A 19919-nucleotide genomic window follows, 5' to 3' on the forward strand; every position below is an offset into this window, starting at 1 on the left:
CCCGCGCAGGCCGAGGCGGGCAGGGGACAGGGGGATGGGGCAGGCGGCGGGGCGGATCATCTTGCCGCCACCCCGGTTTCGGCCCCGGGCTGCGCCGCCGCCGCCTCGGCCTGCGCTTCGGCGGCATCGCGCGCCCAGGCCCCGATCAGCAGCTTCTTGAAGGCGGCATAGGTCTCGTCGAAGGTCTCGCGGCCACGGGCATAGGTCTCGCGGTTGAAGTCGCGGTAATCGGCCTCGTAGATGCCGTTCACGCTTTCGCCGGCCTGGCCGATCAGCGCGGTGAAATCCTGGCGGTGCGGCGACAGGGTGGGCCCCAGGTAGGCCTGCATCAGCGCCGCCATCTCGGCCTGCTGGGTGCCGTCGAACCGGGTGATCACCGCGCGCACCGCATCCCATTCGAAGGACAGCTCGGGCTGCCCCAGGGCTCGGGCGGCGATGTTCTCGCCCTCCTCGATCGAGGAGAAGGTGGCATGCAGCATGTCGAAGAACCGCCCGGTGGAATCGAACTCGAGGAAAGAGGCCCCCAGGGGCACCAGCAGGATATCGGCCGCCGCCAGCCCATTGATCGTCAGATAGCCAAGCGCGGGGGGCGTATCGAGGAAGATCACGTCGTATTGCCCCAGCACCCCGTCCGCCTCTAGCCGGTCGGTCAGCGCATCCCACAGCTTCCAGCCGCGCCCGGCCATGCGCCAGACCGGGATCTGGAACTCGGCCCAATAGAGGTTCAGCTGGGCGCCAATCAGGTCGATATTGGGCCAGTGGGTGTTCTGGATCAGGTCGCCGGCGGTGATGCCGCGCGCGTCGTTCAGCGCCTCGTCCAGCGGCAGCGGCGGGTCGCCGCGCGACACCCGCGCGCGGTTCTCGCCCTGCATGTGGTCGGCGTAATGGCGCGCCAGAAGCGGGAAGACCGTCTGCCATTCGTCCTGCACCTTGCCGCCGAAGATGCTTGTCATCGAGCCCTGGCTGTCCAGGTCGATCACCAGCACCCGGTAGCCGTCCAGCGCCGCCGACATGGCCAGATGCGCCGCGGTCGAGGTCTTGCCGACCCCACCCTTGAAATTGGCCACCGCGACCATCTTGGCGGGCAGCCCCGGGGGACGGTAGGGCAGGTATTCCTTGGACTTGGAGCCTTCGGCGGCAAAAAAGGCCCGCAGCCGCAGCACCTCGTCCAGGGTGAACCACTTGGCCCCGCCCTCGGTTTCCGACCGGCCCTGGGGCAGCTCGGGGTTGGCGCGCAGCACCCGGCGGAAATGGGCCTGGGCCACGGGGATCAGATACTTGGTGATTTCCCAGGTCGAAAACAGCCGCAGCGACTTGCGCCCCTCTTCGCCGATCCCGCGAGAGGCCAGATCGCCCATGCCACGGGCGCAGGCCTCGGAAATGGACAGGAAGCTCCGGGTGCCGGCGGGGGCGCCAAGCTCGGCCCGGGCGCGGTCCGGCGCGATGGAGAAATAGGGGGGATGATCCATGAAACCTGCCCGATGTACTGCGTTTACCGGGACATACCACAAAAGGGCGTACATGGAACGATATTCGTATCCACCCGGTGATTTTCTCAGCAAATACGGGGGGTCTTGGAGGGCAGGCTGGGGCCGGTCGGAAAAAAATTCCAGTGTTAAATTCTGTTATTTGATAGTTAAGGGCTGATGCTGCCCTGGTCTTCTTGCTGTTTTAAAAGCAGAAATCCGCCTTTCACAGGGGCTTGGCGACTCTGAACCCCCGATAGGGCGACTCTGAAACCACGTCGTGCCGACTCTGAACCCCCGATCCGCGGCGGCTCTCAGGCTGGACAGGGGCCTGTGGATAAGGCCACTCTGGGTGTCATTGAAACCACGATTCCCGCAAGCCGCCCCAGAGCGGTCCCGGGGACCAGCGGGGGCAGCATGGCAGGCGGGCAGGGGGCATTGGCCCCGCATCATCATCCCAATGGGGATTTCTTTCTGTGCGACATCTTCGATGTCGTGCCCAAAAGCGATCTGGCCAGCATGGAGCACCCGATCTTCTCGCTGGCGACGCGGCCCGACCGGCGCATCCTGAACTATGCCCACAACGACGTCGAGATCACCGTGACCCCGTCGGTGCGGGGGCTGGCGACGATCCACGACAAGGACATCCTGATCTTCTGCGTCAGCCAGCTGATGGCGGCGGTGAATGCCGGGCGCGCCACCTCGCGGCGGCTGGTGCTCAAGGCGCATGACCTGATGGTGGCGACCAACCGGGAAACCAGCGGGGATGCCTATCGCCGGCTCAAGGATGCCTTCGAGCGGCTGGCGGGCACGCGGATCACCACCAATATCGCGACCGGCCCCCGGGAGGACCCGATCGAGGTGACGACCGGTTTCGGCCTGATCGAAAGCTGGGAGATCGTGCGCAAGACCCGGGGCGGGCGCATGGTGTCCGTGGCGGTGACCCTGTCGGACTGGCTGTACCGGGCGGTGCTGGCGAAATCGGTGCTGACGCTGAACCGCGATTACTTCCGGCTGCGCAAACCGCTGGAGCGGCGCATCTACGAACTGGCGCGCAAGCATTGCGGGCGCCAGCGCAGCTGGCAGGTCTCGGTCGAGACGCTGCTGAAGAAGTCGGGCTCCAATTCCCCGCGCCGGGTGTTCCGCAAGATGGTCCGCGACATCATCGCGGCCGGCCAGATGCCCGATTACCACCTGAGCGAGGAACCCGGCGACATCATCCGCGTGACGCCCCGCGACGCGGTGCTGGAGCCGGGGGCGCTTCCCGGTCCCTCGCCCCGGGCGCTGGAAGCCGCGCGGGCGCTGCGCCCCGGCGCGGATGTCTATGCGCTTGTGGCCGACTGGCAGAGCTATTGGCAGCGCAGCGGCCAGCCGCGGCTGCGCAGCGCGGATGCGGCCTTTCTGGGCTTCGTGAAATCCCTCGGCCAGCGGTAGGCCGCCTTACCGGGTTGGCGGATCCGGTGCCCGGCTGTTCTGGCGGTTGTCTGATCCGGTGAAGCGTGCCACATGACCCGGGACAACAGGAGTAAGCATGGCAAACGTACTTGTGACTGGCGGCGCCGGCTATATCGGGGCCCACGCGTGCAAGGCGCTGGCGCAGGCCGGCTATACGCCCGTGGTCTTCGACAATCTCAGCACCGGTCACCGGGCGGCGGTCAAGTTCGGCCCGCTGGTCGTGGGCGACCTGATGGAGCGCGCCGCGATCGACGCGGCGCTGGCCGAATACCAGCCGATCGCGGTGATGCATTTCGCGGCCCTCAGCCAGGTCGGGGAATCCATGCAGGACCCGGCCCGCTACTGGCGCGAGAACGTGATGGGCGCCCTGAACCTGATCGAGGCGGCGCTGGCGGCGGGCATCGACAAGTTCATCTTCTCCTCGACCTGCGCGACCTATGGCGACCAGGACGGCGTGGTGCTGGACGAGACCACCGAGCAGCGCCCGATCAATGCCTATGGCGGCTCCAAGCTGGCGATCGAGCAGATGCTGCGGGATTTCGCGCCCAAGGGCCTGAACCACGTGATCTTCCGCTACTTCAACGTGGCCGGCGCCGATCCCCAGGCCGAGGTCGGCGAGGCCCATGACCCCGAAACCCATCTGGTGCCGCTGATCCTGCAGGCGGTGGCGGGGACGCGGGGCGCCCTGACCATCTTCGGCACGGATTACGACACGCCCGATGGCACCTGCATCCGCGATTACGTGCATGTCAGCGACCTGGTCGAGGCCCATGTGGCCGGGCTGGAATGGCTGATCGCGGGCAAATCCTCCGAGGTGTTCTGCCTGGGCACGGGGGCCGGCTTTTCCGTGCGCGAAGTGGTGGCCGCCGCCGCCAGCGTGACCAATGGCCCGGTGCCGATGCAGGAAGGCCCCCGCCGCGCCGGCGATGCGGTGCGCCTGGTCTGCGGATCGGACAAGGCCCGGACCCGGCTGGGTTGGACGCCCGACCGCTCGACCATGCCCCAGATGCTGCGCGATGCGCATCGCTGGCATGGATCCGACGGGTTCTGAGATGCCGGCCGGGCGCGCGACCCGGCCCGATTGATCCTGGTCCCGGTCGCCGACCGGGACGCATTCCGAAAGACTGCCTGCCCGTGTCCCCCAATCCCGCGCCGCGCCTGGTTGCCGTCGTCGTCACCCACAACCGGCTTGATCACCTGAAAACGACCGTCGGCCGGCTGCTGGACAGCCCCGCGGCCGATCTGGACGGGCTGGTGGTGGTCGACAATGCCTCGGACGACGGAACCGCGGCCTGGCTGGCCGCGCAGTCCGATCCGCGTCTGGATGTCCTGCGCCTGGCGGTCAACGGCGGCGGCGCCGGGGGGTTCGAGGCGGGCATGCGCCATGCCATGGCACGGGACATCCCGCCCGACTGGGTGCTGGTGATGGATGACGACGCCCGCCCCGAGCCGGGCGCCCTGGCGGCTTTTCACGCCATGGACCGGGGCGGCTGGGACGCGCTGGCGGCGGCGGTCTATCATCCGAACGGGAGGATCTGCGACATCAACCGCCCCTCGGTGAATCCCTTCTGGCATGGCCGGGCCTTCCTCGACACCGTTCTGGGCGTGTTCACCGGCAAGGCGCGGGACGGCTTTCACCTGACCGCCGAGGCCTATGAAAGCGCCGAGATCCGCGAGGTCGACATCGGGTCCTTCGTGGGGCTTTTCGTGTCGCGCGGGGCCATCGAGCGGACCGGCTACCCGGATGCGGCGGTCTTCATCTACGGCGATGACGTGCTTTACAGCCTGCGCATGCGCGAGCGGGGCCTGCGGATCGCCTTCGTGCCGGGGCTGCGCTTCGAGCATGACTTCAAGTCGCTGCAGGGCCCGGTTCAGCGGTTCCGCCCGCTCTGGAAGGCCTATTACAACCACCGCAACCTGCTGCTGGTCTACCGCCGCGCCGCCGGGGTGTTCTTCTGGCCCGCGCTGCTGCTGATCCTGCCGAAATGGTGGCGCAAGGCGCGCCACTACGGCGGCGACCGGGCGGTGTTCAAACGGGTGATGCGGGCGGCGATCCGCGACGGGCTGCGCCGCGATCTCAGCCGATCCCACGCCGAGGTGGTGGCCCTAGCGACCGTTGTTGAGGATGTCGCGGTGGAAGCGCCCAAGCAGTAGCAGCCCCAGGCAGAGCGCCGCCAGGGAGAAGCCCAGGACATAGGGGATGCTGACGTAAGCGGGGCTGTAGTTGGGGTAGAAGCCGCTGCGCATGATGCCCGCGATATGCATCTGGGGCACGTACCAGACGAAGTTCTGGGCCACTTCGGGCAGGTCTTCGTACATGATCATGATGCCGGAGACGATGAACAGCGGGCGGGTGATGACCGACCAGATCATCGGCCAGGGCACGATCATGCCCTGCAGGGCGCAGTTCAGCGCGCCGATCCCCAGCCCGAGGCCCGTCGCCAGCGACAGGGCCAGCAGGATCGGCCCGATGTCGATGATCACCCGGGTCTGCGTCATCTCGAGCAGCCCGAGCAGCACGATGAAGGTGATGAGCAGGCTGGTCAGCGCGTTCAGCGTGAAGCGGGCGATCATGGAATCCACCCAGGTCACGATCGGATATCTCAGCAGCCCCTTGGAAAAGCCGATGGCGCCGGCCACCGCCAGGGCGATGTTCTGATAGAGCGTGAAGGGCAGCATCCCGGTTGCGAAGAACAGGATGAAGCTGGACCCCAGGGGCGGTGTGCGGATCAGCAGCGAGAAGCCGATCGCCAGCACGAGGATACCGCCGATCGGTTCCAGGAAGGCCCAGAGGTAGCCGCCCGGCGAGCGGCCATAGCGGGTCGACATCTCGCGCAGCATCAGGGCCAGGATGACCCGGCCCGAGGCCCAGCTGTGGCGCCGGGGCGCGCGGGCCACCGGCGGCGGGACCGCGGGTGCGTCTTGTCCTGGGCGCGAAGAAGAGATGTCGGACATGCTCACACCGGGGCTTCTGGTTCGGTAAGGACGTGCATTCCCGCCCGTCTTTAACTAGGTTCGGCGGCAATAAGAAGTGTCGGATCAGGGGTTCGGACTCATGGGCAGCGAAATCAAGGCAGGGCCGCAGCAGAGCGCGGCGGCACATCCCGTGCCGAACAGGCCGGCGCCCGGACAGGGCCCGGGCCAGAGCAAGCCCGGCGGTCCGGGGCAGGGGCCCGGGAAAGGGCCCGGAAACGCAAACGCACCGGGCCCGGGCAAGCCGCAAAAGCCCGGCGGTCCGCCCGTCGCGATCCAGCCGGTCGCCCCGGCGGCGCAGATGCGCCCGCGGCACTGGAAACTGCTGTTCAGCTTCCTGGCCGTCGTGCTGATCCCGGTGATGCTGGCCACGGGCTACCTGGCGCTCTTTGCGCAGGATCAGTACCGCTCGACCACCGGCTTCGTCGTGCGTCAGGACGAGGGCAATTCCGCCGCCTCGAGCCTGAGCGGTCTGGCGCAATTCATGGGCAGCTCGGTGTCTTCGGACGGCGACGTGCTTTACGAGTTCGTCCAGAGCCAGCGCCTGGTCTCGGAAGTGGATGCCCGGCTCGACATCCGCGGCCATTATGCCCAGTACTGGCCCGGCGTCGCGGGGCATGGGGTCATGCAGGTCGACCCGGTGTTCTCGCTCTGGCCCGATGCCAGCATCGAGGATCTGCTGGAATACTGGCAGCGCATGGTGCGGATCTCCTTCGACCAGGGCACCGGCTTGATCGAAGTGCAGGTCCTGGCCTTCGATCCCGACATGGCCCGGGCGATCGCACAGGAAATCCTGACCCAGAGCCAGGAGATGATCAACGGGCTCAACGATGCGGCGCGGGCCGATGCCATGCGCTATTCGCTGGCGGATCTCGACACCGCCGTGGAGCGGCTGAAAACCGCGCGCGAGGCCATGACGCGGTTCCGCTCCAGCACCCAGATCGTCGATCCCGAGGCGGATCTGCAGGGCCGCATGGGCGTCATGACCAACCTGCAGCAGCAGCTGGCCGAAGCGCTGATCGAATACGATCTGCTGCGGGATTCCGACAGCCCGAACGACCCGCGCCTGACCCAGGCCCGGCGCCGGATCGAGGTGATCCAGGAACGCATTCAGAGCGAGCGGAACAATTTCACCGGCTCCGATCCCACCAGCACCGTGGCCGAGGATTATCCCGTCCTGCTGGCGGAATACGAAAGCCTGATGGTGGATCGCGAATTCGCCGAGGAAACCTATCGCCAGGCGCTTGCCGCGGTAGAGCTGGCGCGCTCCAACGCCACCCGTCAAAGCCGCTATCTGGCCACCTTCATCCAGCCGACGGAGCCCGAGACCTCGGAATTCCCGCGCCGCTTCGTCCTGGTCGGGCTGACCTTCCTCTTCCTGACCCTGCTCTGGGGTGTGGGGGCCCTGGTCTATTACTCGATCCGCGACCGGCAGTAGGCGGCCGATGATCCGCTTCGAGAACCTGAGCAAGAGTTTCTGGGTCCGCGGCAGCCAGAAGGTGGTGGTCGACAATCTCAACATCACCCTGCCCCCGGGCAAGTCGCTGGCGCTGCTGGGGCGCAACGGGGCGGGGAAATCGACCCTGATGGAGATGATCGCCGGCTCGCTGGCGCCGGACAGCGGGCGCATCGTCCACAGCGGCACCGTGTCCTGGCCCGTGGCCTTTGGCGGCTCGTTCCATGGCGAGATGACCGGGGCGCAGAACGTGCGCTTCCTGGCGCGCATCTACGGGGTCGATACCGACGCCCTGGCCGATTTCGTCGAGGATTTCGCCGATATCGGCAAGCATTTCCACATGCCGGTGCGGACCTATTCGTCGGGCATGAAATCGCGGCTGACCTTCGGGGCCTCCATGGGGATCCATTTCGACACCTACCTGGTGGACGAGGTGACCGCCGTGGGGGACGCCGCCTTCAAGCGCAAGAGCCGCGCGGTCTTTGCCGACCGCATGCAGCGCAGCGGCGCGATCCTGGTGAGCCACTCGATGGGCGATGTCCGGGCCTTCTGCGACGCGGCCATCGTGCTGGAGCAGGGGCAGATCCGCTACTTCGAGGATCTGGAGCAGGGCATCGCCTATCACCAGACCCTGATGCAGGCCGGCTGACCGCTTGCATCGAAGACGCGCCAAATTGGCCGCAAGCGTCTCAAAGTCGCCCTCTTTGCATCCCTCTGCCTGCCCGGCGCCGCGCGCATTCCCACGGGACAGCGCAGAGGTGACACATGGCAGAGCTGACCTGGAACGGCCGTCTTCTCGAGGCGGAGAACGCCCTGCATCGCGACATCCGCGAGATGACGACCCTGTCGGGCGAGGGCGGGGCGATCTTCCTGGCGGCCGGCGGTTCCGGCGGGGGGCTGATGTCGGTGCGCATCACCGAGTCCGGCGCGGCGCGGCTGCTGCATGAACTGCCGCACGGGCGCGGCGCCGCCGATATCGGCAGTTTTGGCCTGTCGCTGATCGACACCCGGGCGGGGCTGGTGGCGCTGACGGGCTGTCGCGGCGACGGCACCCTGCAGGGCCGCGTGATCGACAGCGACACCGGCCGGTTCACCGAGGCGGAGGTCACCGTCGAGGGCGGTCTCGACCGGGCCCTGGCGCTGAGCCTGAACGGGGTGCTCTACGCCGCCTCCGAGGACAGCGGGCTGATCTGGCACAGGGAGGTTCCGACCGGCGCGGCCTTCGACGCGGGCGCGGCGCTGTCCGGGGCGGCGGCCGACCGGCTGGGCGGGATCGTGGCCATGGCCGGGCTGACGGACCGCGCCGGGGCCGACCTGTTGCTGACGCTCTCGCGGGAGGGCGGGGGGATCACCGTGTTTGCCCTCGATCCGGCCAGCGGGGCCCCGCGCCTGGTGGAAACCCTGAACGCCGAGAACGGTCTGGGGCTGCAGGACGAACCCCTGGCGCTTGAGACGGTGCTGCTGGGGGGCGTGGCCCATGGGGTGGTGCTTTCGGCGGCCGCCAACGGGGCGGGCGCGGCCCTGAGCGTGATGGCCATCGGAGAGGATGGCCACCTGAGGATCACCGATCATATCCTCGACAGTCACGGGACGCGGTTCGGCCATGCCACCGGGCTGGCCACGGCCCAGTCAGAGGGCCGCGCCTATGTGCTGGCGGGCGGCGCGGATGGCGGGCTGAGTCTGTTTGCCCTGTCGCCGGGCGGGCGGCTGCTGCATCTGGATACGATAGAAGAGACCCCGGGCAGCGGTTTGGGGTCGATCTCGGCCCTGGAGATGGCCGCGGTCGGCGACAGCCTGGCGATCCTGGCGGCCAGTGAAACCGGATACGGGCTGGTTCAGCTCGGCTATGATCTGTCCGGGCAGGGGATCACCGCTTTCCAGCAGAGCGGCAGGCTGTCCGGGACCGGCGGGGACGACCTGCTGGAAGGCGGCTCCGGTGCCAATACGCTGATCGGCGGGGCCGGTGCGGATATGCTGATCGACGGCGCGGGCGCGGACCGGCTGACCGGCGGGGCCGGGCGCGACAGCTTTGTGCTGGTGGCGGATGGGGCGCGGGAGGTGATCACCGATTTCACCGCCGGGGAGGACCGCATCGACCTGTCCCATGTGCCCATGCTCTACGGGCCCGACCGGCTGACCATCACCCAGCGCCCCTGGGGGGCCGAGATCAGCTGGGGCAGTGGCGACAGCCTGGAATTGCGCAGTGCGGACGGTCGCCCCCTGAGCCAGGCCCAGGTCCTGGCGGCGCTGGACTGGACGGTCGACCGCCCGCCGCTGATCCTGACCGAGGTGATCCGCGGCGGCGCCGGCGCGGACCGGCTGCAGGCCCCGGAGGGCGGGGCGGTGCTGCTGGGGTTCGACGGGCCGGACGCGCTGCGCGGCGGGGCGGGCGACGATCGCCTGGAGGGCGGCGAGGGTCACGACACGCTGCACGGGCGCGGGGGCGCGGACATGGTGGTCGGCGGCGCCGGTCGGGATCTGGCCTGGCTGGGCGCGGGCAACGATACCTTCGCGGCGGGCGAGACGGAAAGCGGGGCCTCCGACGCGGTCCATGGCGAGGGCGGGCGCGATGTGATCGCCGGGGGGGCAGGCCAGGACAGTCTCTGGGGTGGCGAGGGAGAGGATCTGCTGCAGGGCGATGCGGGGGATGACCAGCTGTTCGGCGGCGCCCAGTTCGATACGCTGCAGGGCGGGGCGGGTCATGACACGGTCGATGGCGGGCTGGGACGGGACCTGGCCTGGCTGGGGCAGGGGGACGATGTCTATCTGGATACGGCCCAGGGGGGCGATCTGGGCAACGATACGGTGTTCGGCGGGGAGGGCAGCGACCGGATCATGGGCGATATGGGCCGGGATCTCTTTTACGGCGAGGCGGGCGCGGACACGATCCGGGGCGGGCTGGGCAATGACAGCCTGTTCGGGGGCGAGGGCAATGACAGCCTGCATGGCGGGGACCACCATGACCGGCTGGAGGGGGGCGGCGGCAATGACACCCTGGACGGCGCCCCGGGCAACGACCTGATCTTCGGCGGCGACGGCCATGACCGGATCCTTGGGGGCGAGGGGCAGGACAGCGTCCATGGCGGCAACGGGCGCGACCTGGTCTTTCTGAACCAGGGCGACGATGTCTTCCACGACAACGCCCAGGGCGGTGATCCGGGGCGCGATACGGTCTGGGCCGGGTTCGGCGACGACACGATCGAGGGCGGCAACGGCGGGGATCTGTTCCATGGCCAGCAGGGCAACGACCTGATCCATGGTCGCCTTGGCAACGACCTGATCTTCGGCGGCGATCAGTTCGATACCGTGCATGCCGGCGAGGGCAGCGATACGGTCCATGGCGGCAACGGGCGCGATCTGGTCTATCTCAACCAGGGCAACGACGTTTTCCACGACAATGCGCAGGGCGGGGACCTGGGCCGGGACACGGTCTTTGCCGGGCTTGGCGACGATACGATCGAGGGCGGCAACGGCGATGACCTGTTCCACGGCGAGGCCGGGGCTGACCTGATCCATGGCCGCCTTGGCAACGACCTGATCTTTGGCGGCGATCAGTTCGATACCGTGCATGCCGGCGAGGGCAGCGATACGGTCCATGGCGGCAACGGGCGCGACCTGGTCTATCTCAACCAGGGAAACGATGTTTTCCACGACAATGCCCAGGGCGGCGCGCTGGGGCGCGACACGGTCTTTGCCGGGTTCGGCGACGATACGATCCAGGGCGGCAACGGCGGGGATCTGTTCCACGGCCAGCAGGGCAACGACCTGATCCATGGCCGCTTGGGCAATGACAGCCTGAGCGGCGGCGCGGGGCGCGATACGCTGCATGGCGGCGGCGGCAGCGATCGGCTGACCGGGGACGATGGGGCGGATCGCTTTGTCTTTGTCACAGGCCAGGCCGGGACCGATGTGGTGACCGATTTCACCCCGGGGCAGGATCTCTTCGTACTGACCGGGGAGACCGGGGCGGGGGGGCTGACCTTTGCCTATGAGGCCGCCGCGAACGAGGTCACGGTGTCCTGGGAGGGGGCGGCCATGGCGATCCTGCAGTCGGCCGAGGATCTGTCCGGCGTTGACTGGGGGGATTTCCAGATCCTGTAGGCCGGGATCTTGCGGGCCGGGCATCGGGGCGGGACGGCAAGACCGCCCTTTCGGGCGCCCTCTGCATGCCTGCCCAGCAAAGGCTGCGGGGCCCGGTCCCTAGGCCCCGGCCCGGCCCCGAAAGCAGACAGCGGGCCTCAGAAGATGTCGATATCCTCGGCCAGCCCCCGGGTATGGCTCAGCCCCAGCAGCAGGATCGACTGTCCCGCGCCAAAGTCGAGCAGCACACCGGTATCGGTCACCGAGGCGGCGTCGGCCACCTGCGCCGCGCTCAAGGCGCCGACAAGGCCCGAGGCGAGCGCCAGCTCGTCCACGCCGAGGGTGAAATCCGTGATCACATCCTGCGAGATCACCGGCCCGAAGACAAAGCTGTCCTCGCCCGGTCCCCCGGTGATCGTGTCGCGGCCAAGATCGCCGCCCTGGCCGGTGTCGATGTAGCGGTCGTTGCCCCCGCCCATGTAAATCCGGTCCTGGCCATTGCCGCCATAGATCAAGTCGTTGCCCTCGCCGCCGTGGATCGTGTCGGACTGATCGCCACCATAGAGGCTGTCATTGCCCAAGCGGCCATAGATCAGGTCGTTGCCCTGCTGGCCGTGGAACAGATCCCCACCGTTGCCGCCCTCGATCGTGTCGTTGCCGAGCCCGGCCCAGACCGTGTCGCGCCCCAGGTCCCCGCCCTGCGCATTGTCGTGGAAGACATCGTTGCCCTGGTTGAGAAAGACCAGGTCGCGCCCGTTGCCGCCATGGACGGTGTCACTGCCCTCGCCGGCATGCACGGTATCGGACTGATCGCCGCCGAAGATCAGGTCGTTGCCAAGGCGGCCATGGATCAGGTCAGCCCCGGCCTCGCCGTGGAACAGGTCATCGCCGTTTCCGCCCTCGATCGTATCGTCGCCAAGCCCGGCCCAGACCGTATCGCGCCCCAGCGCGCCGCCCTGGGCATTGTCGTGAAAGACATCGTTGCCCTGGTTGAGATAGACCAGATCGCGCCCGTTGCCGCCATGGACCGTATCTCTGCCCTCGCCGGCATGCACGGTATCGGACTGGTCTCCGCCGAAGATCAGGTCGTTGCCCAGCCGGCCATGGATCAGGTCGTTGCCCTCCTGGCCATGGAACAGGTCATCGCCGTTGCCGCCCTCGATCGTATCGTCGCCGAGCCCGGCCCAGACCGTATCGCGCCCCAGCGCGCCGCCCTGGGCGTTGTCGTGGAAGACATCGTCGCCCTGGTTGAGAAAGACCAGGTCGCGCCCGTTGCCGCCATGGACGGTGTCACTGCCCTCACCGGCATGCACGGTGTCATGGCCGTCGCCGCCAAGGACCAGATCATGCCCCCCGTTGGTGGTGATCCGGTTGGCCGCGACATTGCCCGTCACCGTATCGTTGCCCGACCCGGTGATCGCGTGTTCGATGATGGTGTTATGGGCGATGCCCATGATGCCGATGGCACTGCCGAAGTCGGAAAACTGCCTCACCCGCATGTCCAGGCGCGCGGCCTCGGTCATGAAGGAAAAGTCGAAGCTGTCGATCCCGTCCCGGTCATAGACCGTAAAGGCCATCGGGTTGCCCGTCACGTTTGCAGAGGTTGCACCGGTGGCGAACCAGGCAAAGATCTGGTCCATGTAATTGCCCAGATTGGACCCCTGCCCATAGATGGTGTCCCCGGCCGTGGCGCTGTTGGCATCCGGCGGGCCGTAAAAGTCCTGGATGGCCAGGATGTCGGCCATCATCGCCCCGCTGGTATAGGCGTAGGAGGCATTGATCGAGGTGTTGTCCGTCTGGCTGAAATAGGACATCGCCGAGATCTGCCAGCTGTCATTGCTGAAATAGGCGCTGTTTTCATAGGTGATGGCCCCCTGCGAGGCGTCGTAATCCCCCAGGTGATGCAACCCGATGGTATGGCCGAATTCATGGACGAAGGTCCGGAAGGAATAGCTGTCGAGCGTGGTGCCATAGGCGGGCAGCCAGTCCTGCGCGATATTCAGTTCGACGCCGTTGGTATTGTCTCCCTCCGCGATGCTGGTGGAGCCGGAGTTGGGGTAATAGGCGAAGGCGCCGCTGTCCTCGTCGTCGACCGTGATCATCTCCCCCGAGGACACCTCGACGAAATCGAGGTTCACCACCATTTCCCAGGCCTCCATCGCCCAGCGGGCCAGCTGCCGCCCCTCGGTCGTCAGCCCGCTCAGGTTGACGGTGATCATGGTCGACAGGCTGGTATCGAAGGTGCGGGAAATCCCCTCGGCCCCTTCCTGCAGGTAGCGGGCCAGCTGGGCCAGCGTCCCCTCCCCGCCGGCGGGCGGCGGAGGCGGCGCGGCTTCGGAGACCGAGAGCGCATAGCTGCCGGTATCGGACCCATAGGCATCGGCCGAGATGTAATAGGTGCCGCCGGTCGTGGGGGTGAAGGACAGCAGGGCGTCATAGCCATCCCCGCCATCGTCGTCATAGGCGATCTGGTTGCCCGAGGCATCGTAGATGCGCAGGTAGGGGTCGCTGAGCCCAATGCCGGCATGGGAGATCTCGTAGGTCGTCCCGGCGGTCAGCGCGATGCGGATCCAATCCTCGTCATCGGCATTGGAAATGGTGCCGTAAAACGTGTCGCCGGGGGTCATCGAATAGGTGGTCGATGTGCTTTCCGCAGCGTCGTGGGTTTCGGTGATATTGGCAAAGGCCGGGGCGCCCGGGGCGTGGCGCCGCGGGTCGAAGTTCTGTGTCAGCAGGCAGATATTGCACATGAAAATCGTACCTCTATCGAAATCTTACGGCAAAGTCCTGCCTGGCAGGCTCCGGGCCAGCATGGGGCGGATGGAGATGGCCAGGCTATCGGCGAAGGCCCCGATCGTCCCGGCCTGCGGGGAAACCGCCGCAGGACGGGGAACCTCCGGTCCGGTCCGCAGCGCCCCGTCCGGGCCCTGCTGCCACAGCAGCCGGCCCGCACCGGCAGACAGCGCGAGGCGGACAGAGATATCCCCGGCGCGGCGGGGCTGCCACTGGTCCTGCGCCACCAGCCGCGGCGCGGCGCGGGGGACGACCTGCATCAGCCCCTGCAGCAGCTGCTGGCACAGGGGTTGGCGCAGGGCCGGGCTCAGGTTTTCGGGGGCGCAGTGCAGGCGGACCACGGTTCTGTCGGGGCTGCTGGCAGAGGCATTCCCGGGAAGGGTCATGGCAAGGCAAAATCCGACACTGATCATACGCAAAGCGAACATGGGGTCTCTGCCGCGTCCTGGGGCCGGTGGCGCGCGGCCTGTTGGGGTCAGCAGGACCTTATCCCGGTTTTGCCATATCCAGAAACGTTTTTGCAGCGCCCGGGCAGGTCTCTGGACCGCCTCCGGTCAAGCGGCCCGGCCCGGCGCGGGAGAGGCCGCCGACGGGCGCGCAAGGGGGAGGGCCTGCGCCCGATGCCGGGTCCTGTGCCGGGTCCGGCGGGGGGGGGCGGTGTCGGGTTCCGGGGGGCAGGGGCGGTGTCGGGAGATGACAAGGGCGCCGGGAGCGCCGAGGCTTGCAGGGGGCGCCGCGGCCCCTGTAGGCTCATGAGGTCTATACATATTTTGTTTTGACGCCCTGGTCGGTGAGCGGCCCGGGGCATAGCATAAGCCGCGCAGGGACGGACACCAATGACGACATTCACTTTCCCCGGGACGAATACCAGCTTCCTGGGCGATGCCTTTTTTGACGATTTTGACGATTTCGACCCGGACGTTCTGTCTGCCAGCGGCACGCAGGTGGTCCTCTTCAACCCCGCGACGGACCACAGGACGACCATCACCGGCACGGGCTTCCAGTTCCTGGATGGGGAGCCGAGCGCCGGTGTGGTGAGCGGGGTTTCGGTTTTTGCCGAGGGCGCGGTGCAGGGCACGGTCACCGGGATCAACTGGGGCCTGGTCGATCTTGTCCAGGCGCTGGACGCCGCCGCCTGGGGCAGCCTGCAGCCGCTTGCCGATCTGTTCAACAGCGGTGGCCCGATCACCCTGAACGCCGCCGGCGCGGGGGCGGCACTGGACATGACAGAGCTGCTGGACCCGCAGTTCGCAGATCTGCTGACCCAGCCCGTGACGGTCCGTGGCTCCGGCTTTGACGACGTCATGTTCGGCGGCATCAACCACGACATCCTGCGGGGCGGCGCGGGTGAGGACGCGATCTGGGGCGGGCAAGGCAATGACCTGATCGAGGCCGGCGGGCAGTACGACACGGTCCATGCCGGCGCGGGCAACGATACGGTCTATGGCGGGGACGGGCGCGACCTGGCCTTTCTGAGCCAGGGCAACGACATCTTCCACGACAACGCCCAGGGTGGCGAGCACGGCCGGGACACGGTCTTTGCCGGGTTCGGCGACGACACGATCCAGGGCGGCAACGGCGATGACGCCTTTTACGGCGAGGACGGCGCCGACCTGATCTTTGGCCGCCTGGGCAACGACCTGATCCATGGCGGGGGCCAATACGACACGATTCATGCCGGCGAGGGCGATGACACCGTGCATGGCGGCGACGGGCGCGACATGGTGCGCCTGAACCAGGGCAACGACATCTTCCACGACAACACCCAGGGCGGCGAGCACGGCCGGGACACGGTCTTTGCCGGGTTCGGCGACGACACGATCGAGGGCGGCAACGGCGATGACGTCTTTCATGGCGAGGATGGCAACGACCTGATCTTTGGCCGCCTGGGCGCCGATCTGATCTTCGGCGGGGGCCAGTACGACACCATCCATGCCGGCGAGGGCAGCGACACCGTCCATGGCGGCGACGGGCGCGACGAGGTCTATCTGAACCAGGGCAACGACATCTTCGTCGACACCGCCCAGGAGGGCGAACATGGCCAGGACACGGTCTGGGCCGGGCTGGGGAACGATACGATCGAGGGCGGCGGCGGCGACGATGTCTTTCACGGAGAGGCGGGCGCCGACCTGATCTTCGGCGGCACCGGCCACGACCGGCTTGATGGCGGCGACCAGTTCGACACGATCCACGCCGGCGAGGGCGCCGACACCGTCCATGGCGGCAACGGGCGCGACCTGGTCTACCTCAACCAGGGCAACGACATCTTCTTCGACGAGGACCAGGGCGGCGCGCTGGGGCAGGATACGGTCTTTGGCGGTTTCGGCGATGACCGGCTCTACAGCGAGGGCGGCAACGATCTCTTCAATGGCGAGGACGGCAATGACACGCTCTATGGCGCCTCGGGGGACAGCACGCTGTCGGGCGGCAGCGGCGATGACGCGCTTTATGGCGGGACCGGCAACGAGGTGCTGTACGGCGGGCTGGGGGCGGATACGCTCTTTGGCGATCAGGGCAGCGATTCCATGCTGGGCGGCACCGGCAACGACATGATCTATGGCGGCCAGGGCGACGATACCATCCGGGGCGGCGAGGGCAGCGACACCGTCTATGGCGATGAAGGCGACGACCTTGTCTACCTCAACCAGGGCGACGATTATTACCACGGCTCCAGCACGGACGACCTGCTGGGCAACGACACGGTCTTTGCCGGTTTCGGCAACGACACGATCGAGGGCCGCGGTGGGGAGGATGTCTTTTTCGGCGAGGACGGCAACGACCTGATCCGCGGCGGGCTGGGCAATGACGTCCTGTTCGGCGGCGCGGGCAACGACTCGCTCGAAGGCGGCGCGGGCGACGATTCGCTTCAGGGCGGGGCCGGGGCCGATACCTTCTATTTCAACGCCATCACCGGGGGCCGGGACGAAATCGACGATTTCGAGCTGGGGGTCGACCATATCGTGATCGACCGCGAGGGCGGCGACGGCGCCGTGACCTTCCTCTATGACGGCGGCGCGGCGGATGTGGTCGGCATTTACTACGCGGGCGCGCTGGTGGTTCTGGTGGAATCGAACGAAAGCCTTGCAAGCTTTGGCCCGGGTGATTTCGAGGTGTTCTGAGCCGCCCCGACCGTCTCTTGCCGCCCTGTCCGCATGCCGGGCAGGGCGGCCCCTGCGCCCGTGCCCGGCGGGCCGGAGCGCGCGGGCCGGGCGTAAAATCTGCCCGGGACAGCCGGGCGCTGTCCGGAAATTCGCCGGTGGCGCCGCCTGCACCTTGTCCCCTGATTTGGGATATGACATCCAGAAGCCGCCATTCCGTGGCAGGTGTCCCCCGGGGTCATCCCTGCGGTCCTCATCCAGGGCCTCCGGCGGGGCCGCTGGCAGCAAACGATAGGTAAGCAAGGTCTTTCTGCATGCATATTCTTCTTGTCGGCGCAGGACTGTCCTGTGCGGTCATCGGGCGCACATTGGCCGAAGCGGGCCACCGCATCACGATCATGGAGGCCCGGGACCACGTGGCCGGCAACTGCCATACGGTGCGCGACGCGGACACGGGCGTGATGGTGCATGTCTACGGCCCCCACATCTTTCACACCGACGACGAAGAGGTCTGGGACTACGTCAACCGGTACGAGACCTTCCTGCCCTACAAGAACCGGGTCAAGACGACCTCGAAGGGTCAGGTGTTCTCGCTGCCGGTGAACCTGCACACGATCAACCAGTTCTACGGCAAGACCCTGCGCCCGGACGAGGCGCGCGCCTTTATCGAGGAGCAGGCCGATACCTCGATCACCGACCCCCAGACCTTCGAGGAGCAGGCGCTGCGCTTCGTCGGCCCCGATCTCTACGAGGCCTTCTTCAAGGGCTACACGATCAAGCAGTGGGGCATGAGCCCGCGCGATCTGCCCGCCTCGATCCTCAAGCGGCTGCCGGTGCGGTTCAACTACGACGACAACTACTTCTTCCACCGCTTCCAGGGCATGCCCGAGAACGGCTATACCGCCATGGTCGAGCGGATCCTGGATCATCCCGCGATCACCGTGCATCTGAACACCGCCTTCACCCGCGCCCAGGCGGATGACTATGACCACGTGTTCTATTCCGGCCCGCTGGACGGGTTCTTCGACTATGAGCTGGGGCGGCTTGGCTACCGCACGCTGGATTTCGAACGCTTCACCTACGAGGGCGATTACCAGGGCTGCGCCGTGATGAACTACGGCGAGGAAGACGTGCCCTTTACCCGCATCACCGAGCACAAGCATTTCGCCCCCTGGGAAGAGCATGAGGGGTCGGTGTGCTACCGCGAATTCTCGCGCGCCTGCGGGCCGGACGACATCCCCTACTACCCGATCCGCCAGGTGAAGGAGAAAGCCCTGCTGGCCGAGTACGAGGCGCTGGTCGAAAAGGTCGGGAACGTCACCTTCGTGGGCCGGCTGGGCACCTATCGCTATCTCGACATGGATGTGACCATCCGCGAGGCGCTGGACGTGGCGCGGAGTTTTCAGTAGCGGCGAGTATGGATTGATAAGGTTTTCGTAATGAAAAAGACTTTGTATCTACATATCGGGTGTCATAAAACTGGGACATCCGCATTTCAAAAAAGCTGCGTGAAGAACGAGAGCGCACTTCTTGCGCAAGGCTACTCATTCTGCCGTCAAAGAAATATGCCCTCAAACTGGGGTCATATCGTTAATTTTACAAAGGATGGATCCTTTCCTGAGTTCTGGCTCTGGCCAAATGGCCTGAGGAAGCTGGAAAGCTGCCTTTCTTCAAGCGCGTCGAAAACAATAATTTCGGCAGAGGATTTCTTTTTCTTGAATCCACAGGCGATTGCCGATCTAAGCGATACGCTGCAAAGGCATTTCTCCAAGATCACGATTGTTATCTACCTTCGAAGGCAAGACAAGCTGGCCTTGTCCCACAAGGCACAGAGTGGTCGCACGCCTCAGTCAGCGGTTGTTTTTGGTACGGAGTTGCGACCGCTTCCCACAATTACACCTGAGGTTCGTCACTACCTTGATTTCCATCAAAGGATAATGGATTGGCAAATAATCTTCACCGGTGCTGATTTTATTATTCGGGACTATGATGCAACTGTTTCCAAACGCGGAGATATTGCAAAGGATATATATGAAGCGATAGGGGTGGATGATCGTAATTTTCTTGAAGTTGGGCGAGTAAATGAATCCATCCAGAGAAACGCAGTTTACCTCTCTTTGCTTTTGAGGCAAAGTGGCGTGAGCCAGGCCGACATAAAAAAGCTCTGGAAGAATGGGTTTATTTCCAACACTGGCGGAAAATTGAAGGCGTCAAGATCTGAAAGCACTGCTTTCCTCCGCGCCTTTGATGAGGAAAATGAAAGACTTGCGATGCTCCCGGGCGGTGTGACGTTCTCGGATGATGTCGTGGAGGACGTCGACTCCGAAGAGCAAGCTGAAAGCTTTGAGGAGTACTTTTTGAAGGCCTCTCCAGCTTTGTTGGGAAGTTTCATCAACCAGGCTTCGGTGGCGAATGGTATGGCGCTTGCAGATGCGGCGGAAATTGTCATCAAAAAACACCCCTTCGCCGCTTCAAAAATACTAAAAGTAGCTCGGCAGCTTAATCCTGGAGGAACGAGAATTTCTCGGCTTATGGACCAGCTAGGCTCATCCGATAGCGCTTAAATGTGAAGAGGCCACCGTGGCAAAAACCAGAACT

The 19919-nt window shown here is 66.0% G+C and carries 13 protein-coding genes; 9 read left to right on the top strand and 4 right to left on the bottom strand.

From position 1 onward, the window contains the following. Window positions 1-56 precede the first annotated feature (56 nt). Window positions 57-1469 carry an AAA family ATPase gene (locus ACN5KJ_RS19790; RefSeq protein WP_418595852.1) on the bottom strand — a complete coding sequence of 471 codons (1413 nt, stop codon included), beginning with the start codon at window positions 1467-1469 and terminating at the stop codon, window positions 57-59. Window positions 1470-1883: 414 nt separating this feature from the next. On the opposite strand from ACN5KJ_RS19790, the gene ACN5KJ_RS19795 reads away from it, so the two are divergent. The 3 genes from ACN5KJ_RS19795 to ACN5KJ_RS19805 all read left to right on the top strand — a co-directional run bounded on the left by ACN5KJ_RS19795 (window position 1884) and on the right by ACN5KJ_RS19805 (window position 5075). After that, a complete protein-coding gene (locus ACN5KJ_RS19795) occupies window positions 1884-2900 on the top strand; it encodes a replication initiator protein A (protein WP_418595853.1) in 1017 nt (338 codons plus the stop codon). 97 nt (window positions 2901-2997) lie between these two features. Next, complete coding sequence (galE, locus tag ACN5KJ_RS19800) at window positions 2998-3972, top strand: UDP-glucose 4-epimerase GalE (protein ID WP_418595855.1); 975 nt, start codon at window positions 2998-3000, stop codon at window positions 3970-3972. A gap of 83 nt (window positions 3973-4055) precedes the next feature. Further along, window positions 4056-5075, top strand: coding sequence for a glycosyltransferase (locus ACN5KJ_RS19805; RefSeq protein ID WP_418595856.1), 1020 nt, complete (start codon window positions 4056-4058; stop codon window positions 5073-5075). On the opposite strand, the gene ACN5KJ_RS19810 is transcribed toward ACN5KJ_RS19805, so the two are convergent. Further along, on the bottom strand, window positions 5028-5876 hold the full coding sequence (locus ACN5KJ_RS19810) for an ABC transporter permease (RefSeq protein WP_418595906.1): 849 nt from the start codon (window positions 5874-5876) through the stop codon (window positions 5028-5030). The two genes, ACN5KJ_RS19805 and ACN5KJ_RS19810, sit on opposite strands and share 48 nt — an antisense overlap. A gap of 319 nt (window positions 5877-6195) precedes the next feature. Between ACN5KJ_RS19810 and ACN5KJ_RS19815 the strand changes: the two genes are divergently transcribed. From ACN5KJ_RS19815 to ACN5KJ_RS19825, 3 genes are all read left to right on the top strand, one after another. Further along, window positions 6196-7332 (top strand): sugar transporter, encoded by a 1137-nt coding sequence (locus tag ACN5KJ_RS19815; protein ID WP_418595858.1) that lies wholly within the window; start codon window positions 6196-6198, stop codon window positions 7330-7332. A 7-nt stretch (window positions 7333-7339) separates the two neighbouring features. Next, complete coding sequence (locus ACN5KJ_RS19820) at window positions 7340-7999, top strand: ABC transporter ATP-binding protein (RefSeq protein ID WP_347168100.1); 660 nt, start codon at window positions 7340-7342, stop codon at window positions 7997-7999. 116 nt (window positions 8000-8115) lie between these two features. Continuing rightward, window positions 8116-11451 carry a calcium-binding protein gene (locus ACN5KJ_RS19825; protein ID WP_418595860.1) on the top strand — a complete coding sequence of 1112 codons (3336 nt, stop codon included), beginning with the start codon at window positions 8116-8118 and terminating at the stop codon, window positions 11449-11451. Window positions 11452-11588: 137 nt separating this feature from the next. Here the strand turns inward: ACN5KJ_RS19825 and ACN5KJ_RS19830 are convergent, their stop codons facing one another. Further along, window positions 11589-14180 carry a M10 family metallopeptidase C-terminal domain-containing protein gene (locus tag ACN5KJ_RS19830; RefSeq protein ID WP_418595862.1) on the bottom strand — a complete coding sequence of 864 codons (2592 nt, stop codon included), beginning with the start codon at window positions 14178-14180 and terminating at the stop codon, window positions 11589-11591. Window positions 14181-14204: 24 nt separating this feature from the next. Continuing rightward, a complete protein-coding gene (locus ACN5KJ_RS19835) occupies window positions 14205-14609 on the bottom strand; it encodes a hypothetical protein (protein WP_418595864.1) in 405 nt (134 codons plus the stop codon). A gap of 450 nt (window positions 14610-15059) precedes the next feature. Between ACN5KJ_RS19835 and ACN5KJ_RS19840 the strand changes: the two genes are divergently transcribed. The 3 genes from ACN5KJ_RS19840 to ACN5KJ_RS19850 all read left to right on the top strand — a co-directional run bounded on the left by ACN5KJ_RS19840 (window position 15060) and on the right by ACN5KJ_RS19850 (window position 19885). Then, window positions 15060-17342: a calcium-binding protein gene (locus tag ACN5KJ_RS19840; protein WP_418595866.1), complete on the top strand. Its 2283-nt coding sequence runs from the start codon at window positions 15060-15062 to the stop codon at window positions 17340-17342. 293 nt (window positions 17343-17635) lie between these two features. Beyond that, complete coding sequence (glf, locus tag ACN5KJ_RS19845) at window positions 17636-18730, top strand: UDP-galactopyranose mutase (protein WP_418595868.1); 1095 nt, start codon at window positions 17636-17638, stop codon at window positions 18728-18730. 99 nt (window positions 18731-18829) lie between these two features. Further along, the gene (locus ACN5KJ_RS19850) at window positions 18830-19885 is read left to right on the top strand and encodes a hypothetical protein (RefSeq protein ID WP_418595869.1); all 1056 of its coding nucleotides are present in this window, start codon (window positions 18830-18832) and stop codon (window positions 19883-19885) included. The last annotated feature ends 34 nt before the right edge of the window (window positions 19886-19919 follow it).

The organism is Ponticoccus sp. (in: a-proteobacteria) (assembly GCF_048381735.1).

Excerpts from the sequence above, each read along its gene's own strand:
- ACN5KJ_RS19830 (WP_418595862.1), bottom strand. The coding sequence starts at position 14,180 with ATGTGCAATATCTGCCTGCTGACACAGAACTTCGACCCGCGGCGCCAC.
- ACN5KJ_RS19840 (WP_418595866.1), top strand. The coding sequence starts at position 15,060 with ATGACGACATTCACTTTCCCCGGGACGAATACCAGCTTCCTGGGCGAT.
- ACN5KJ_RS19810 (WP_418595906.1), bottom strand. The coding sequence starts at position 5,876 with ATGTCCGACATCTCTTCTTCGCGCCCAGGACAAGACGCACCCGCGGTC.
- ACN5KJ_RS19835 (WP_418595864.1), bottom strand. The coding sequence starts at position 14,609 with ATGACCCTTCCCGGGAATGCCTCTGCCAGCAGCCCCGACAGAACCGTG.
- ACN5KJ_RS19815 (WP_418595858.1), top strand. The coding sequence starts at position 6,196 with ATGCGCCCGCGGCACTGGAAACTGCTGTTCAGCTTCCTGGCCGTCGTG.
- ACN5KJ_RS19825 (WP_418595860.1), top strand. The coding sequence starts at position 8,116 with ATGGCAGAGCTGACCTGGAACGGCCGTCTTCTCGAGGCGGAGAACGCC.
- galE (WP_418595855.1), top strand. The coding sequence starts at position 2,998 with ATGGCAAACGTACTTGTGACTGGCGGCGCCGGCTATATCGGGGCCCAC.
- ACN5KJ_RS19820 (WP_347168100.1), top strand. The coding sequence starts at position 7,340 with ATGATCCGCTTCGAGAACCTGAGCAAGAGTTTCTGGGTCCGCGGCAGC.
- glf (WP_418595868.1), top strand. The coding sequence starts at position 17,636 with ATGCATATTCTTCTTGTCGGCGCAGGACTGTCCTGTGCGGTCATCGGG.
- ACN5KJ_RS19790 (WP_418595852.1), bottom strand. The coding sequence starts at position 1,469 with ATGGATCATCCCCCCTATTTCTCCATCGCGCCGGACCGCGCCCGGGCC.
- ACN5KJ_RS19795 (WP_418595853.1), top strand. The coding sequence starts at position 1,884 with ATGGCAGGCGGGCAGGGGGCATTGGCCCCGCATCATCATCCCAATGGG.